Annotated in this window: 17 protein-coding genes; 11 read left to right on the top strand and 6 right to left on the bottom strand. The window is 36.7% G+C overall.

The window, feature by feature from the left end; translation table 11 throughout:
• Window positions 1–242 precede the first annotated feature (242 nt).
• From CLLU_RS03115 to rnfB, 7 genes are all read left to right on the top strand, one after another.
• On the top strand, window positions 243–659 hold the full coding sequence (locus tag CLLU_RS03115; RefSeq protein WP_106008117.1) for a SoxR reducing system RseC family protein: 417 nt from the start codon (window positions 243–245) through the stop codon (window positions 657–659).
• Between the two features lie 318 nt (window positions 660–977).
• Window positions 978–2,342, top strand: a complete 1,365-nt coding sequence (gene rsxC / locus CLLU_RS03110; protein ID WP_106008116.1) for an electron transport complex subunit RsxC — start codon at window positions 978–980, stop codon at window positions 2,340–2,342.
• 18 nt (window positions 2,343–2,360) lie between these two features.
• Entirely contained in the window at window positions 2,361–3,353 is a 993-nt protein-coding gene (locus CLLU_RS03105; protein ID WP_106008115.1) for an RnfABCDGE type electron transport complex subunit D, read from the top strand.
• A gap of 6 nt (window positions 3,354–3,359) precedes the next feature.
• A complete protein-coding gene (locus tag CLLU_RS03100; RefSeq protein ID WP_106008114.1) occupies window positions 3,360–3,917 on the top strand; it encodes an RnfABCDGE type electron transport complex subunit G in 558 nt (185 codons plus the stop codon).
• A gap of 2 nt (window positions 3,918–3,919) precedes the next feature.
• Window positions 3,920–4,558, top strand: coding sequence for an electron transport complex subunit RsxE (gene rsxE / locus CLLU_RS03095; protein ID WP_106008113.1), 639 nt, complete (start codon window positions 3,920–3,922; stop codon window positions 4,556–4,558).
• Window positions 4,558–5,139, top strand: a complete 582-nt coding sequence (locus CLLU_RS03090) for an electron transport complex protein RnfA (protein WP_106008112.1) — start codon at window positions 4,558–4,560, stop codon at window positions 5,137–5,139. Before rsxE ends, CLLU_RS03090 begins: the two co-directional genes overlap by 1 nt.
• Window positions 5,140–5,158: 19 nt before the next feature.
• Entirely contained in the window at window positions 5,159–6,019 is an 861-nt protein-coding gene (gene rnfB, locus CLLU_RS03085; protein WP_106008124.1) for an RnfABCDGE type electron transport complex subunit B, read from the top strand.
• Between the two features lie 90 nt (window positions 6,020–6,109).
• On the opposite strand, the gene CLLU_RS03080 is transcribed toward rnfB, so the two are convergent.
• Both CLLU_RS03080 and CLLU_RS03075 read right to left on the bottom strand, forming a co-directional pair.
• Window positions 6,110–6,625 (bottom strand): Gx transporter family protein, encoded by a 516-nt coding sequence (locus CLLU_RS03080; RefSeq protein WP_106008111.1) that lies wholly within the window; start codon window positions 6,623–6,625, stop codon window positions 6,110–6,112.
• A gap of 32 nt (window positions 6,626–6,657) precedes the next feature.
• Window positions 6,658–7,041: a NusG domain II-containing protein gene (locus CLLU_RS03075; protein ID WP_106008110.1), complete on the bottom strand. Its 384-nt coding sequence runs from the start codon at window positions 7,039–7,041 to the stop codon at window positions 6,658–6,660.
• Window positions 7,042–7,234: 193 nt separating this feature from the next.
• Between CLLU_RS03075 and CLLU_RS03070 the strand changes: the two genes are divergently transcribed.
• Window positions 7,235–7,876: a lactate utilization protein gene (locus tag CLLU_RS03070; RefSeq protein ID WP_106008109.1), complete on the top strand. Its 642-nt coding sequence runs from the start codon at window positions 7,235–7,237 to the stop codon at window positions 7,874–7,876.
• A gap of 55 nt (window positions 7,877–7,931) precedes the next feature.
• Here CLLU_RS03070 and CLLU_RS03065 read toward each other — a convergent pair whose 3' ends face one another.
• Together CLLU_RS03065 and CLLU_RS03060 are read right to left on the bottom strand one after the other, a co-directional pair.
• Window positions 7,932–8,591, bottom strand: coding sequence for a DUF4397 domain-containing protein (locus CLLU_RS03065; protein WP_106008108.1), 660 nt, complete (start codon window positions 8,589–8,591; stop codon window positions 7,932–7,934).
• Between the two features lie 94 nt (window positions 8,592–8,685).
• Window positions 8,686–9,165, bottom strand: a complete 480-nt coding sequence (locus CLLU_RS03060; RefSeq protein WP_106008107.1) for a DUF4883 family protein — start codon at window positions 9,163–9,165, stop codon at window positions 8,686–8,688.
• A 133-nt stretch (window positions 9,166–9,298) separates the two neighbouring features.
• On the opposite strand from CLLU_RS03060, the gene CLLU_RS03055 reads away from it, so the two are divergent.
• Window positions 9,299–10,126, top strand: a complete 828-nt coding sequence (locus CLLU_RS03055; RefSeq protein WP_106008106.1) for a Cof-type HAD-IIB family hydrolase — start codon at window positions 9,299–9,301, stop codon at window positions 10,124–10,126.
• A gap of 36 nt (window positions 10,127–10,162) precedes the next feature.
• Here CLLU_RS03055 and CLLU_RS03050 read toward each other — a convergent pair whose 3' ends face one another.
• Window positions 10,163–10,609 (bottom strand): threonine/serine exporter family protein, encoded by a 447-nt coding sequence (locus CLLU_RS03050; protein ID WP_106008105.1) that lies wholly within the window; start codon window positions 10,607–10,609, stop codon window positions 10,163–10,165.
• Entirely contained in the window at window positions 10,606–11,376 is a 771-nt protein-coding gene (locus CLLU_RS03045; RefSeq protein ID WP_106008104.1) for a threonine/serine exporter family protein, read from the bottom strand. Before CLLU_RS03045 ends, CLLU_RS03050 begins: the two co-directional genes overlap by 4 nt.
• A gap of 156 nt (window positions 11,377–11,532) precedes the next feature.
• On the opposite strand from CLLU_RS03045, the gene CLLU_RS03040 reads away from it, so the two are divergent.
• A complete protein-coding gene (locus tag CLLU_RS03040; protein WP_106008103.1) occupies window positions 11,533–11,775 on the top strand; it encodes a hypothetical protein in 243 nt (80 codons plus the stop codon).
• A gap of 151 nt (window positions 11,776–11,926) precedes the next feature.
• On the top strand, window positions 11,927–15,700 hold the full coding sequence (locus tag CLLU_RS03035; RefSeq protein ID WP_106008102.1) for a phosphoribosylformylglycinamidine synthase: 3,774 nt from the start codon (window positions 11,927–11,929) through the stop codon (window positions 15,698–15,700).
• Window positions 15,701–15,828: the final 128 nt, after the last annotated feature.

Raw genomic sequence — 15,828 nt, 5'->3', positions numbered from 1 at the left:
CAATTTATGATTTTTATGATATAATATTATAAATAGAAAAGTAGTCGCACATATTGTTAAAATTATAACAATATGTGCGAAAAGCTATTGAAAATAAAAATCTCCTGTTTAAAATTAGTACAGTTATAAAAAAGTTAATAATACAGGGTGAAATTTATAATTTTTATGGTATAATATTATAAGTAAAAAGTAAGTGACAGACTTTGTGAAAACGCTAACAAACAAGCAAGGAGATGTCGAAAATGAAAAAGATATCAGAAGGTATTGTAATTGAAATAGAACAGGATTCTGCTAGGATCAGGGCGAGTAAGCATGGTAATTGTAAAAGCTGTGGACTGTGTGCGGGAGAAGATGCCACTATAGTAGAAGCAAAAAATCTTGTTGGGGCTAAAGTCGGACAACATGTTCTTTTTGAAGTAGAAGAGAGAAATATGTTAAAAGCTGCTTTTATTGTATATATTTTACCTCTTATTGCAATTTTTGCAGGGGCTTTGTTGGGGACATGGCTGGGAAATTATATTGGATATTTTCAAAGGGCATTTCAAATAGGTGGTGGGGCAGTACTTTTTATTATTTCATTGTTTTATGTAAAAGTATTTGATAAGTCTACGGCGAAAAATGATGCTCTGAAACCTGTTATTAGACGTGTTTTATTCTGATTGAATCACATAGGTCGGTATAATTGTTAGGTAGTAAAGCTGTATAGCAAATTATTAAACAGCTATAATCTGCTGTATATGCTATTTTCATATTTTTCTAAAGGCTGCCATATCTGATATTTGAATAGGGCGCCTGTATAAGTTCTTTCCCTAAAGAATAACGTATTCTAAGCGCTAAAGACACTAAGAATACTGTTAATAAGGTTCAGATGGAGGAAAGCATTCCTTATGAGCAGATTCCACTTGAATCTAAGAATTATTTAATTCTTAATTTATAAGCAATATTTTATACAAAAAATATCGAAAGAGGTGTTAAAAGTGTTAAAAAGTTTTCGAGGTGGAGTGCATCCTGACGACAGCAAGAAGTATACAGCCAGTAAGCCTATAGAAAAAGCGCCTATACCTGATAAGGTATATATACCTGTAAGACAACACATTGGTGCCCCTGCATCTCCTATAGTAAAAAAGGGTGACCAGGTTAAAAAAGGACAGCTTATTGCAAGTGGTGATGCTTTTGTTTCGGCTAATGTACATTCATCTGTTTCTGGAAAAGTTGTAGATGTGGTTGAATACCCTCACCCATCTTTTGGAAAGTGTCTATCCATAGTTATTCAAAATGATGGAGAAGATGAATGGATGGAAGGTATACCTAGTTCGCGTAACTGGAATGATTTAAATGAAAAAGAAATAATAGACATAATAAGAGAAGCTGGTATTGTAGGCATGGGAGGTGCAACATTTCCGGCTCATGTCAAGCTTTCACCGCCTCCAGATAAAAAAATAGATGTTTTTATTTTAAATGGCGCTGAATGTGAACCTTATTTAACTTCAGATTACAGATCCATGCTGGAATATACAGATAGGATAGTAGCAGGTGCTGAGATTATTATGAAGAGTTTGAAGGTTGAAAGAGGTTTTGTAGGTATCGAGGATAATAAAAAAGATGCAATTGAAATTATGAGTAAGGCTTTTAAGGGTACAAATGTACAAGTAGTTGGCTTGCCTACTAAATATCCTCAAGGTGCTGAGAAAATGCTTATAAATGTTTTGACAGGCAGGGAAGTGCCGTCAGGAGCTCTTCCTATGGATGTAGGTGCAGTTGTCCAAAATGTAGGTACGTGTATTGCAGTAAGTGATGCTGTGGAGAGGGGAATACCTCTTATACAGAGGGTCACAACTGTAAGCGGAGGTGCTGTAAAGGAGCCCAAGAACCTGTTGGTGAGAGTTGGAACCACATTTAAAGATGTTATTGATTTCTGTGGAGGCTTTAGAGAAACTCCTGTTAAAGTGCTTTCCGGAGGTCCTATGATGGGGGCAGCTGAGTCAAATCTGGATGTGCCCATAATAAAGGGGGTTTCAGGAATACTTGCACTTACTGAAAAAGATGTGAATACCGGGCTGGAATCAGCCTGTATAAGATGCGGTCGATGTTTAAGAGCCTGTCCTATGGGTTTGAATCCAAGTATGCTCAGTATATTGGGACAAAATAATTTATATGAAGAAGCTAAAGAGGATTATAATCTTTTGGATTGTGTGGAATGTGGAAGCTGTGTATATACATGCCCTGCTAAACGAAATATTGTGCAGTATATCAAATATATGAAATCTGAGAATGCGGCTGCAGCAGCCAGACAAAAAGCTAAGGCGGCTAAAGAGCCGAAGAAGGAAAAGGTCTTAAAATAATAAGGGAGTGATTAAAAGATGGCGGAAATATTAAAAAAAGATGTTTTTACAGTTTCAGCATCACCACATGTTCGTTGTGATGAATCTATTTCTAAAATAATGTGGAGCGTCAATTTAGCTTTGGCTCCGGCTGCGATTTTTGGTATATATCATTTTGGAATACCGGCTTTAAAGGTAATTGTAACGGGAATAGTTTCTGCTGTGGTTACAGAATACCTCGTACAGAAAATCAGGAAAAAACCTGTGACTATTTCAGATGGAAGTGCATTTTTAACAGGACTTTTACTGGCCATGTGCTTGCCGCCGGATATTTCGCCTTATATGGTGGCCTTTGGATCTTTTGTGGCGATAGCTATAGCCAAGCATTCTATGGGAGGGCTTGGGTACAATATATTCAATCCTGCCCACATTGGAAGAGCAGTACTTATGGCATCCTGGCCCGTGGCTATGACTACCTGGTCAAAATTGACTGCCAGCGGCGTGGATGCGGTTACTACTGCCACACCTCTTGGTATTTTAAAAATGGAGGGGTACTCAAAGCTGGTGGAAACTTTTGGAGGTACAGGAGCACTTTATAAAGCACTGTTTTTGGGAACACGTAATGGAAGTATAGGTGAAACCTCTACTGTGCTGCTGGTTCTGGGAGGACTTTTCCTCATATATAAAAGATATGTAAACTGGGAAATACCTGTAGTCATGATAGCAACGGTGGGAGTGCTTACCTGGGCTTTTGGAGGAAATGCCGGACTTTTTACAGGAGATCCCGTTTTCCATATGATGGCAGGAGGACTTGTAATCGGGGCATTTTTTATGGCAACTGACATGGTAACTGTTCCTATGACAAGTAAAGGCCAGATTATTTTTGCACTGGGTGCAGGAGCTCTTACCTCGCTTATCAGGTTAAAAGGTGGATATCCTGAAGGAGTGTGCTATTCCATATTGCTTATGAATGCAGTTACTCCACTGATAGATAAATTTACGCAGCCTGTTAAATTTGGTACAAGGAGGTAGGATTTTATGGATAATGATAAAAATAAAAGCAGTATTTTTGCGATAACCAAGAATTTGACACTTACATGTTTTATATCCGGGATCATACTGGCCTGTGTGTATTATATAACAGCACCGGTGGCAGCACAAAAGCAAGTACAAATAAAAAATGATACCATGAAGGTATTGGTGAAAAATGCAGATAATTTCAAACCTGTAAATGGCAAGAAAGATTGGTATTCGGCCCAAAAAGGCAGCAAAACAATTGCCTATATAGTACCTGCTGCAAGCAAGGGATATGGTGGTGCTATAAATATGCTGGTGGCAGTTACACCAGACGGGAAAGTTATAGACTTCAATATTGTATCTCACAATGAAACTCCAGGGCTTGGCTCCAATGCATCAGAGGATTCCTTCAGAGGACAGTTTAAAGATAAAAAAGCTGGTGATCTGACAGTTACAAAAGATAAATCCAACAAGAAAAATATACAGGCCATGACAGGAGCTACAATTACCTCAAGAGCTGTTACTAAAGGAGTACAGGAGGCAGCTCAACAGGTCACTACATTTACAGGAGGTAAGTAAATATGAATTTGTGGAAGATATTTAAAAAAGGATTGATAGAAGAAAATCCTATATTTGTGCTTGCACTTAGCTTGTGTCCGGCACTGGCAACTACAGGTACAGCTTTGAATGGGCTTACAATGGGGTTTTGTGTAATGTTCGTCATAACTTGTAATAATACTGTAGTTTCCCTAATCAAAAATTTTGTAAATCCCAAAGTTCGTGTACCCGTGTACATCACCTGTATAGCAACTATAGTTACAGTAGTCGAACTTATACTGCAGGCTGTAGCGCCGCTGCTGTATAAACAGCTTGGTATTTATCTGGCACTGGTGGTTGTGTTTGCTATAATACTTGCCCGTGCAGAGGTATTTGCATCCAAGAATCCTGTGATACCATCTTTTCTAGATGGACTTGGAATGGGATGCGGATTTACACTGGCACTTCTCATAATAGGTATAATACGTGAGCTGTTTGGTTCTGGAACTGTGTTTGGCATGCATGTAATGTGGGCATCGTATAATCCAATAATGATTATGATTCTTCCTCCAGGAGCATTTATACTTATAGGATATTTGGTTGCTATAGTAAAAGTCTATAATCAGCACGTGGAAGAAGTTAAAATGGCCAAACTGGAAAAGGCAAATGGAGGTGAAGTATAATGGCTGCTTATTTTACTCTTTTTATAAGTGCAGTTGTGGTGAATAACTATGTTTTGACAAGATTTCTGGGACTTTGCATATTTTTTGGGGTTTCCAAGAATTTGAATGCTTCAGTAGGTATGGGTATGGCGGTTACCTCGGTTATAACTTTGAGTTCAATGCTGGCCTGGGTGGTATATCATTTTGTACTTGTACCTTTTAACCTGACATTTTTAAAAACCGTGGTATTTGTACTTCTTATAGCGAGTTTTGTGCAGCTTTTGGAAACTATTATTAAAAAGCAGGCTCCCGCACTATACAATATGTGGGGAATATATCTTCTTTTAATAGCTACAAACTGTATTGTACTTGGTGTACCTCTTGTAAATGCTGATTCCAATTTTAATTTTATGGAAAGCGTGGTCAATTCCATAGGTTCCGGATTGGGATTTGCCATGGCCATAGTTTTAATGGCGAGTCTTAGAGAAAAATTGAGGTTGGCAGATGTACCTAAACCGCTGGAAGGACTTGGGGTGGCTTTCATATTGGCTGGAATGCTGGCCCTGTCATTCCTGGGATTTTCTGGTATGATTTCTCTATAGAAAGGAGATTATGATTATGATAAATACTGCAATTATGGTTGTAGTTGTAATGACTGTTATAGGCTGTATATTTGGTATTATCCTGGCTTACGTGAACAAAAGGTTTGCAATGGAAGTGAATCCCCTGGTGGAACTTGTAGAGGACGTGCTTCCTAAGGGACAATGTGGTGGATGTGGATTTGCAGGATGCAAAGCCTATGCGGAAGCGGTTGTACTGGACGAAAATGTCCCTCCCAATCTTTGTGTTCCAGGTAAAGCAGCAGTGGCGGAGCAGGTGGCAAAACTGACTGGCAAGTCCGCTCCGGCAATTGAGCCCAGAGTTGCCCACATAAAATGCGGCGGTGATTGTACAAAAGCAGTTAAAAAATATAAATACAAGGGGATAAAAGACTGTACTGCAGCAAATTTGCTTCAGGGAGGAGACAAAGCCTGTCAGTATGGATGTCTTGGTTTTGGAACTTGTGTAAAAAGTTGTCCTTTTGGGGCTATGGCAATGGGTTCAAAGGGACTCCCTATAATTGATGTGGAAAGATGTACAGGTTGTGGAACCTGTGTCGATGCGTGTCCAAAACAGGTGATTGGATTCAGGCCTGTTGGCTCGAAGATTATGGTTAACTGCAATTCTAAAGATAAAGGTGGAGCTGTGCGTAAGGCATGCAGTATTGGCTGCCTTGGATGCGGTTTGTGTGCAAGGAATTGCCCTCATGGTGCTCTTAAGGTGGAGAACAATCTGGCAGTGGTAGTAGACCATCATATTTGTATGGAAAAATGCAGTGAAGCTACCTGTCTGGCAAAATGTCCTACGGGAGCTATCAGGGCTGTCATAAGCGGTGTGGATTTACAGGAACAGACTAAAAAAGAAGCTGCAGCAAATGCATAATCAATAATCACAGTTAATAAAAAGGATTGTCTTAAAATTTTGTTTTGAGACAATCCTTTTTGAATTAAAATGAATATTGGGAACTGGAGTTCAGTTTTTAAAATCCTTGAACATGGGAATTTTAAATAAATTTTCGGTTAAAAATTTGGTGCACCAGCCTATGAAATATCCTGTAATTATGGCGGAGATCAAAAGTACAGGCAAATAGATGTATATTCTGAAATCCTGAATTATGATGGAAGCCACCAGCAATTGCCCAATATTATGAAATATTGCTCCGCATATGCTTATAGTAGACAGACTGAGATAATTTCTAAAATATTTATATAGAATAATCATGACCAGGTTGCTGAGTATACCTCCTGATATGCTGAATAGAAAAGCCGCCATTGTTCCACTGAACATGGAGCCTAGAAGTATTCTTAAAAACATTACCACAAGGGCTTCCTTCCATCCGAGAAGTATCAATGCGGTCAGGGAAACTGTATTTGCAAGTCCCAGCTTTATTCCTGGAAATAAGACGGGAATTTGAGATTCTATTATGTATATTACTAAAGCCATACCCACTAAAAAACTTAGAAAAACCATTTTTTTTATTTTATTCATGTCTGCACCTTTGATTCTAATATATAGGGATTTTAGTTTGAAAGCTCATCATATTCTGAATTTTTTCCCTGTATATTGATTGTGAGTTTATGGGGAAGGCAGGTGATATTTTCGCCTGGATTTGATATCCAGCCGGTCTTTATACAAATTTTGTCGGGGCAATCTGCGTCTGCTATTCGTATTTTACCTTTTTCAACCTCCACCAGATTAAAATGAGAGGTTTTATACTTTATTTTAAACTGTCTTTTGCCTTTTACCTTATCCAAATCTATGGTATTTATAATTTTACCTTCCTGTTTTATCACTGCAATTTTATGAGAACCTTTAACATACAATTTATATGCAAAAACTCCAATTGAACTTGATATTATTAAAATCAATATGCAAATTGCAGCTATCTTATCTCCTTTTTTCATTAAATATCCCCTTTTGTTTTGCATAAGAAATGTATTTCTTCACATGATGATTTTACTATAATGTAAAGGTATTTACAATGGCTTTAGATAAAAATTAAATAAAAGATGGAGGGTCTAATAAGAACTTTGTGGTATAATATGTAGTATAATTTTTGAAAATTTGAAATCAGAGATTCCGTAAGGGGGTATTATTGTGGATAAAAATTTGAACTGGGTAATTGAACAGAGAATCAAGAGGACTATGAAGAATTTGGAGAAAAATAATATGGAAGCTTATTTTGTAAATGATAAGGAGGAGGTTATAGGCAAGCTCAGTGAGATTTTGAAAAAAGGGGATACAGTCTCGGTAGGGGGCTCCATGTCTCTTTTTGAAACAGGTGTGATTGACTTTTTAAGAAATGGAAATTATAAATTTTTGGACAGGTATGCTGAAAATTTAAAACCAGAAGATATAAAAGATGTTTTTAGAAAGAGTTTTTTTGCAGATGATTATATAGTGAGCACAAATGCACTGACTGAAGAGGGAGAACTTTATAATGTGGATGGAAATGGAAACAGGGTAGCTGCAATGCTATACGGACCGGATAAGGTAATAGTTATTGCAGGTGTGAATAAAATTGTAGCTAATTTTCAGGAAGCTGTGGATAGGGTCAAGCATTTTTCAGCTCCTGCAAATGTAAAGAGGTTAAATCCGGACAATCCCTGTGCCAAGCTGGGATATTGTGTAGATTGCAGCAGTGACAGCAGGATATGTAATGAATATACATTGATAAAGAGGCAGAATCATAAGGGAAGGATAAAAGTTATAATAGTAAATCAGGAATTAGGTTATTAAAAAGGACCTGTAATTAATATAGGTCCTTTAAAAGTACAATGAAGTTTAATACAGATTAAAATCTAATATAACTGTTGCCGTCAAGGGGGATTAAAGCCTGAATTTCAGGACTTCCTGATAAGTTGCCCACTGAATATATGCTGTAAAATCTGTTTGGAGTCAGTCGTATATTTGGAACGTATAGAACTCTTTCGTTGGAATCAGAATTGTTGATCTCCAGAGTATGAACACCGGGAGCTATAGGTATATACGGAGATACCTCTTTATAGGATACATCAGAAAAAAGTGTGTTCCCGCCGGGAAGTACTAAATTCAGGCCGGGTGAATCAGGAGTCAGGTTCACAAATCGAATAAGTGCTCTGTTTGGAATTTTGGGACGGCGTATGTCTTCTATTGGCAGAAGAGTTATATTTGGATAATGATCTGTAGCAGCTATGGTGAATATTTTTTCAGCTGGTATGGTCAGATTTTGGTCTACAATAGGATTTTCAACACTTCCTGCTGGAAATACTTTTATGTTGTAGGTCCCATAAGGTATATTTGTATAATCTGAAAAAGACTTATAGGATAGATTTCTAGAAAGCAAACGTTCATTTAAATATATATCTATTGCAGGGGAATTAGGGCTGGCATTTAAAAATCTTATATAGGAAACAGAGCTGATCTGCCGCATTCTGGAAGAAGCTCTATACGCTAAATAAGGACAAATAAACATTAGTGTCACCTTTCATCACATTATATACAGTTATAATATATGTATATTGGTTCAGCCATGATACAATAATATGAAATTTAAAAATTAAATGGGTTTAATAATTTTTAAAGATGTATTTGCCAAGGTAGTACAGGTTCAAGGATATGGGAACTCTGCTCATATCTATGTAGTCCATAGGATAATCTCCATCCCAGGGATAGATGGAAAGATATTTTTCATTGTATACGTTGATGATGAGTTTTTCCTCATTAAAAGTAAAGGTGATCTTATAGGCAGTCTTACCGGGAAGATCTTTCGGCCTGTTTATGAAATTATTTTTTTTAAGTAATTTAAGCATGCTTTTTATATCTGAAATATTTTTTTCCTGTAGATACTCTTTATCGTGAAAATTGCTTTCTTCTATAGTGCATTTTTGGGGAATGGATAAAGTCAGATTTTTGGCCAGCAAATTTGTGTAATAAAAATTATTCGGCTTTTTATGAGACAGTATTGTATTTTGAAATTTATATGTACATGCTACAAAAGAAAACATTATAATTAGGAGGATGCTGGAAAGCTGAAAAAATTTTTTCATTATATCACCTTTATTATAGAAGTATTATAAATAAAATCTATGTTTTTAATTTGAAGTTTATGCCTGGCAGCGGGATAATTATTGCATATATCACAAAGCTGCAAAATAAAGTATGAAAATTGGAGTGTTACATATGAACTATAAAATCATTGCTATGGATATGGATGGTACACTTTTAGATGATAAAAAATTTATATCCGAATATAATATGGATATGATATACAGGGCAAGCAAATTGGGAGTAAAAGTTGTCATGGCTACGGGAAGGCTGCCTGGAGCACTGAAATTCTATTCTCATACCTTATTTGCCAGGCAGCCCGTTATATGCTGCAATGGCTCTATGATATTAGATGAAAACGGGAATATTATAAAATCCACTCCTATGGATAAGGACGAGATCTTGAAAACTATAGATATTCTAAGGGAAGAAAAGGATACATATTATCATTTTTATGATGATCACAGTCTTTATTGTGAGCAATTTAAATACACTGCAAAAAGTTTTTATGAATTTAACAGAAAAGTGGATAGAAAATTTAGAATGGAAATAAGAATTATACCGGATTCTAAAGAATTCATAGAAAATACTGAAAAAAATATTCATAAGTTAGTGGTGATGGACTCAAGCCTGGATTATTTGGAAAGGCTAAGAAGAAAAATAGATAACGGTACTGAAGTCAGCACAACAAAATCCAGTGCGGATAATATTGAAATAATCAGTAAGGGAACCTCTAAGGGAAGCGGATTGAAAAATTTGGCAGATCATTATAAAATACCTGTCAGTGAATGCATAGCTGTGGGAAATGACGAAAATGACAAAAGCATGATTAAAGCTGCAGGACTTGGAGTGGCGGTGAGCAATGCCCGCCAGATACTGAAAGAATCTGCAGACTATATTACAGAAAATGACAATAATCACGGGGCTATAGGTGAAATCATAAAAAAATTTATTTTATCCTAAGGCTGCCGCTGCTAAATTGCTAATATTTCCAACTTCTCATCTGTTTTTCAAAATTTTTCTGTTGAAAAATGCGGATGTTTTAAATATGGAAGATGCAAAAAATATTCCTATGGCTATGGAGCCTGCAATAGCCAGGGTTTTGAAGGCAATGGACAGAGATTGGTTTATATTTCCCTGCACATATTGGAACATGGCATTATACATATTTCCACCGGGAACCAGTGGTATAATTGCACCTATGATAAAAGTTGTGACAGGGGTTTTTAAAATTCGGGCCATTATTTCAGAATAAATGCATGCAAACACTGCAGCCATGAAAAAACACAATATACTGGAGGGACCTATATATCTGGAGAAAATTAAATAGAAAAACCAGGTTATGCCTCCTCCCAGAGATGAAAATATAAGATTTTTTCCCCGAACATTGCCTATTATGCCAAAACATAAAGTTGCAATTAAAATGTATATGGAGTTTATTATCATAATTGAATTCCTCCCAGAACAAGCCACAATCTCATTACAGCACCTGCCCCAACTGCAATGCCAATGGCTACTAAAAATGCTTCGATTCCTCTGGAAATTCCGGATATGAGATCACCGGCTATGGTATCCCTTATGGCATTGGTTATGGAAAGTCCGGGAACCAAAAGCATAATGGAACTTATTATTATAGTGTCCTCATGTGCACCCATACCCAGCTTGACGCTTGTAAGTGCTATGAGGGCAGTGACGGCACCGCATATTGTATTTATGAAAAATTCATTTGACTGAAGTATGCTTAGATATTTGGAGATAAGGCTCAGGATGCATCCTATGGCAAAAGATACCGGGAAATCGTGCATGTTGCCTCCAAATGCAAGTGAAAAGAAAGCTGCAGCTATTCCTGAAAATAATACAATTATCTTTGTACTGTAGGATTTTGAACACTGTATTTTAGTTAATTTGTCTTCCATCTCATCCAGGGTGTAGGCCTCATCTTTGATGTGCCTTGAAAGGTTATTTACCTGGGATATTTTCTCTAGATTTAAAGTTCTCTGCTTAACTCTCTTTATTATTGAAATATTTCTGTCATATTCGCCTGAAGCAGATACTATGATCACGTTTAAAGTTACAAAAGCATCTACAGTGGGTATATTGTAATTTTTGCTTATTCTTACTATAGTTTCTTCTACTCTATATATTTCCGCACCGCTTTCCAACATTATTTTCCCGGCATAAGCAGCCAAATTGACTATTCTATTGATATCCATAACAAAATCTCCCAATGCCAAAATAAATTATTAAAATCATTATAACATACACTCTTGTGCAAATAGAAATTATAAAATAATATATTGAGACTTAATAATTATATTTCATATTTTCCACGCATAGAATTTATTAAAAATGTAAAGAGGTTGGTTTATATGATAAAAAAGGGAAGTCTAATTGAAGTGGAGAATATGGATTTTTACAATGATAAAAAAATAGTGAAGGTATTTTTAAGGGGAATTAATTTAGAAGATTGTGAACAGGGAGAGCAGACAGAAATAATCACCAGCACGGGACATGTAGTCAGGGGGATAGTTTCGGAGAGGAAGTGTTTCTACAATAATCCACGGGCACTGGGCAAAAATGTAAAGGAAATACTTTTTATCAGGCACTTTTAAATTTAAGTGAAGTTTTTCAAAATGGAAAATGCTTTTTGTTAAAATATTATATTATTCACAAAGGAATATATCTGTGGTATAATATCTACGAATAATCTTTATAAAAATACTATAAACGTTCGAAAAAAATGAGAAACAAGGAGAGAGTACTATGAGTGTCAAAAGGCTATTTGTAGAGAAAAAAGAAGGATTTGATATAGAAGCTCAAGGGTTTCTTAAAGATATTAAGGAAAGTCTGAATATTCATGGATTGGAAAATATAAGAATAGTAAATCGTTATGACATAGAAAATATCAGTGCTGAGGAATACGAGAAATCAAAATACATAATATTTTCCGAAAAAACCGTAGATAATATATATGAAGAAAATTTACCTGTGGATGAGAGTACCAGGATATTTGCTGTAGAATATCTTCCAGGACAATACGATCAAAGAGCCGATTCGGCATCTCAATGTATTCAAATATTAACTCAAAGTGAAAAAACTCAAGTTGCATCTGCGAAGGTATATATCGTATACGGTAATATATCAGATGAGGATTTTTATAAAATAAAGGATTACTGCATAAATCCAGTGGATTCAAGAGAAGCTTCACTGGAAAAAGTGGAGAATTTAAAACAGCAGCTGAACATTCCTGACAGTGTAGAGATAATCCATGGGTTTATAGAGATGAGCCGTGAAGATTTGAAAGAATTCATAAATTCACGGGGACTTGCCATGAGTATTGAGGATCTGTTTTTTTGTCAGAGGTATTTCAGGGAAGAGGAGAGAAGAGATCCTACAATAACTGAAATAAAAGTTATAGATACCTACTGGTCAGATCACTGCAGACACACTACCTTCAATACTGAACTAAATAGTGTTTCCATTGAAGAAGGAAAATTTTCACTGCCCATAAAAAAAACCTACGAGTATTATTTGAAACTGAGAAATGAAATATATGGTAAAAGTAAAAAACCTGCATGTCTCATGGATATAGCCACTATAGGCATGAAGATGCTCAAAAAAAATGGAAAATTAAGAGAACTGGATGAATCCGATGAAATAAATGCCTGCAGTGTAGTTGTGAATGCAGATGTAAATGGTAAAAATGAAAAATGGCTTGTAATGTTTAAAAATGAAACGCATAACCATCCTACTGAGATAGAGCCTTTTGGTGGAGCGGCAACTTGTCTTGGCGGTGCCATAAGAGATCCTCTCTCCGGAAGATCCTATGTGTATCAGGCAATGAGAGTTACGGGAAGTGGAGATCCTAGAACCAAAATTGGTGATACACTAAATGGAAAACTGCCTCAGAAGAAAATAACTATAGGGGCGGCACAGGGTTACAGCTCCTACGGAAATCAGATAGGACTCGCCACGGGAATGGTTTCTGAGATATATGATGAAAATTATGTGGCAAAGAGAATGGAAATAGGAGCTGTTATAGGAGCAGCACCTTTTGAAAATGTAAAAAGAGAAGAACCACAGGTATCCGATGTAGTGATACTATTAGGCGGAAGAACAGGAAGGGACGGCTGCGGAGGAGCCACGGGCTCATCTAAAAAGCATACGGAAACCTCCATATTGACTTCAGGTGCAGAGGTTCAAAAGGGCAATCCTGTTACTGAAAGAAAAATACAGAGATTGTTCAGAAAAGAAGAGGTAAGTAAAATCATCAAGAGGTGCAACGATTTTGGAGCCGGAGGTGTTTCTGTAGCCATTGGGGAACTCACCGAGGGTCTTGAAATAAATCTGGATCTGGTTCCTAAAAAGTATGAAGGACTTGATGGAACAGAACTTGCCATATCGGAATCACAGGAACGTATGGCCGTAGTTGTGGCCAAAGAAAATGAAGAAATTTTTATAAAATATGCCGGAGAGGAGAATCTGGAGGCCACCAAAGTGGCAGATGTTACAGATGACAAAAGGCTTAAAATGTTTTGGAACGGAAATTCAATAGTGAATTTGAGCAGAGCATTTTTAGACACAAATGGTGTGAGGGCAAAAACAGACGTGAAAATAAAATGCCCCAATTCCAGTGGATATTTTGAAAACAGCAGTAAGGACGGAAATACGGGAGAACAGTATATTTTAAATTCCTGGCTTGAGACACTGCAGGATTTAAATGTATGCAGCCAAAAGGGTCTGGTGGAAAGATTTGACAGTACCATAGGTGCTTCCAGTGTTTTCATGCCTTTTGGAGGAAAATATCAGGATACTCCCATAGAGGCTATGGCTGCAAAACTTCCTGTGTTAAAGGGCAGCACCAATACAGCCACTTTGATGAGCTTCGGGTACAATCCACAGATAGCAAAATGGAGTCCCTTTCACGGTGCAGTGTATGCAGTACTGGAGTCAATAGCCAGGATTGTATGCTCAGGTGGAAAGATGGATAATATAAAATTGACTTTCCAGGAGTATTTTGAGAAACTGGAAAAAGATCCTTTTAAATGGGGAAAACCTCTTTCGGCACTGCTGGGTGCACTTTATGCACAGAAAAAATTTCAAGTGGCAGCCATAGGTGGAAAAGACAGCATGTCTGGAAGCTTTAAGGATATGGATGTACCTCCGGCACTGGTTTCTTTTGCAGTTACCACAGGAGAGGCTGATAAGCTCATATCCCCTGAATTCAAGGGATATGGAAATTATGTAGTGCTTATACCGGCAGCTAGAGATGATTTTGAGCTCCCTGATTTTGTGAAGATAAAGGAGAATTACAATTCTATAAGCAATTTAATAGATAAGGGAAAAATATTGTCTGCCCATACTGTAAAAAGGGGTGGAATATGTGAAGCTGTAAGTAAAATGAGTTTTGGAAACAGAATTGGATTGAAATTTGTAGATGATAGGGAGGGCATAGATCTTTTTTCACCGGATTACGGCTCCATAATAGTGGAAATTGACAAAAATGAAGCTTTAGAAGAAGAGTTAAAGGCAATTGACTATAAAATTATTGGAATCACTCAGAAGGAACAGTCCGTAAATATAGGAAAGGTTAAAATACCTATCTCGGAGATGAAGGCATCATGGGATAAGAGTTTGGAAAATATTTTCCCAACCAGAGCTTCTGTAAAAAATGAGGATATAAAATTGAGCTGCTTTAAGATAAAAAAAGCAGTATCTCCAAAGATAAAAATAGCTTCTCCAAAAGTGACCATACCTGTATTTCCGGGAACCAACTGTGAATATGATTCCGCAAGAGCTTTTGAAAAGGCAGGGGCAGCAACTGAGACTGTAATAATTAGAAATTTGACGGGCAGTGAAATAGAAGAATCCGTAAATGCATTGGTAAAAAGTATAAACTCATCACAGATAATAATGATTCCGGGAGGATTCAGTGCAGGAGATGAGCCAGACGGATCTGGAAAATTCATTGCTGCGTTTTTTAGAAATCCAAGCATAGAAGAAGCTGTAATGAAGCTTTTAAATGAAAGAGATGGATTGATACTTGGAATATGCAACGGATTCCAGGCGCTTATAAAATTAGGACTGCTTCCTTTTGGAGAAATAAGAGATATAGAGAAAAGCTATCCTACTCTAACTTACAATAAAATAGGAAGACACGTATCCAGAGTGGTGAATACCAGGATAGTTTCAAATTTATCTCCCTGGTTTAACAATGTATCTGTAGGAGATATACATTCCATAGCAGTTTCCCATGGTGAGGGAAGGTTTGTAGCAAGCCCTTCTGTTATTGAAGATATAAAAAATAAGGGCCAGATAGCAACTCAATATGTGGATTTCAATGGAGAACCATCTTATGATATAAGGTTCAATCCAAATGGATCCTATTATGCGGTGGAGGGAATAACAAGTCCAGATGGAAGAATACTTGGCAAGATGGCCCATTCGGAAAGAATTGGAGATAATGTGATGAAAAATATTCCTGGAAATAAAGATCAGAAATTATTCAGTGCAGGAGTTGACTACTTCAATATTTAAAATGTGTCCTGCTTGGTTATACTATTGAGTATGGAAAATAAATGAAATTTTTGTTATAATAGCACTAAAGTGCTGAGGTGAAAGCTCATGCTGTTTGCTGAAGCACTTAAAATTAATCCTATTTACGT

Source organism: Clostridium luticellarii (genome assembly GCF_002995845.1).
Taxonomy (GTDB): Bacteria; Bacillota; Clostridia; order Clostridiales; family Clostridiaceae; genus Clostridium_B; species Clostridium_B luticellarii.
Note: the sequence above shows the minus strand (reverse complement) of the source record. Positions and strands in the feature narration are given on the sequence as shown.

Excerpts from the sequence above, each read along its gene's own strand:
- CLLU_RS03115 (WP_106008117.1), top strand. The coding sequence starts at position 243 with ATGAAAAAGATATCAGAAGGTATTGTAATTGAAATAGAACAGGATTCT.
- CLLU_RS03105 (WP_106008115.1), top strand. The coding sequence starts at position 2,361 with ATGGCGGAAATATTAAAAAAAGATGTTTTTACAGTTTCAGCATCACCA.
- CLLU_RS03100 (WP_106008114.1), top strand. The coding sequence starts at position 3,360 with ATGGATAATGATAAAAATAAAAGCAGTATTTTTGCGATAACCAAGAAT.
- rsxE (WP_106008113.1), top strand. The coding sequence starts at position 3,920 with ATGAATTTGTGGAAGATATTTAAAAAAGGATTGATAGAAGAAAATCCT.
- CLLU_RS03090 (WP_106008112.1), top strand. The coding sequence starts at position 4,558 with ATGGCTGCTTATTTTACTCTTTTTATAAGTGCAGTTGTGGTGAATAAC.
- CLLU_RS03080 (WP_106008111.1), bottom strand. The coding sequence starts at position 6,625 with ATGAATAAAATAAAAAAAATGGTTTTTCTAAGTTTTTTAGTGGGTATG.
- CLLU_RS03075 (WP_106008110.1), bottom strand. The coding sequence starts at position 7,041 with ATGAAAAAAGGAGATAAGATAGCTGCAATTTGCATATTGATTTTAATA.
- CLLU_RS03065 (WP_106008108.1), bottom strand. The coding sequence starts at position 8,591 with ATGTTTATTTGTCCTTATTTAGCGTATAGAGCTTCTTCCAGAATGCGG.
- CLLU_RS03060 (WP_106008107.1), bottom strand. The coding sequence starts at position 9,165 with ATGAAAAAATTTTTTCAGCTTTCCAGCATCCTCCTAATTATAATGTTT.
- CLLU_RS03055 (WP_106008106.1), top strand. The coding sequence starts at position 9,299 with ATGAACTATAAAATCATTGCTATGGATATGGATGGTACACTTTTAGAT.
- CLLU_RS03050 (WP_106008105.1), bottom strand. The coding sequence starts at position 10,609 with ATGATAATAAACTCCATATACATTTTAATTGCAACTTTATGTTTTGGC.
- CLLU_RS03045 (WP_106008104.1), bottom strand. The coding sequence starts at position 11,376 with ATGGATATCAATAGAATAGTCAATTTGGCTGCTTATGCCGGGAAAATA.
- CLLU_RS03040 (WP_106008103.1), top strand. The coding sequence starts at position 11,533 with ATGATAAAAAAGGGAAGTCTAATTGAAGTGGAGAATATGGATTTTTAC.
- CLLU_RS03035 (WP_106008102.1), top strand. The coding sequence starts at position 11,927 with ATGAGTGTCAAAAGGCTATTTGTAGAGAAAAAAGAAGGATTTGATATA.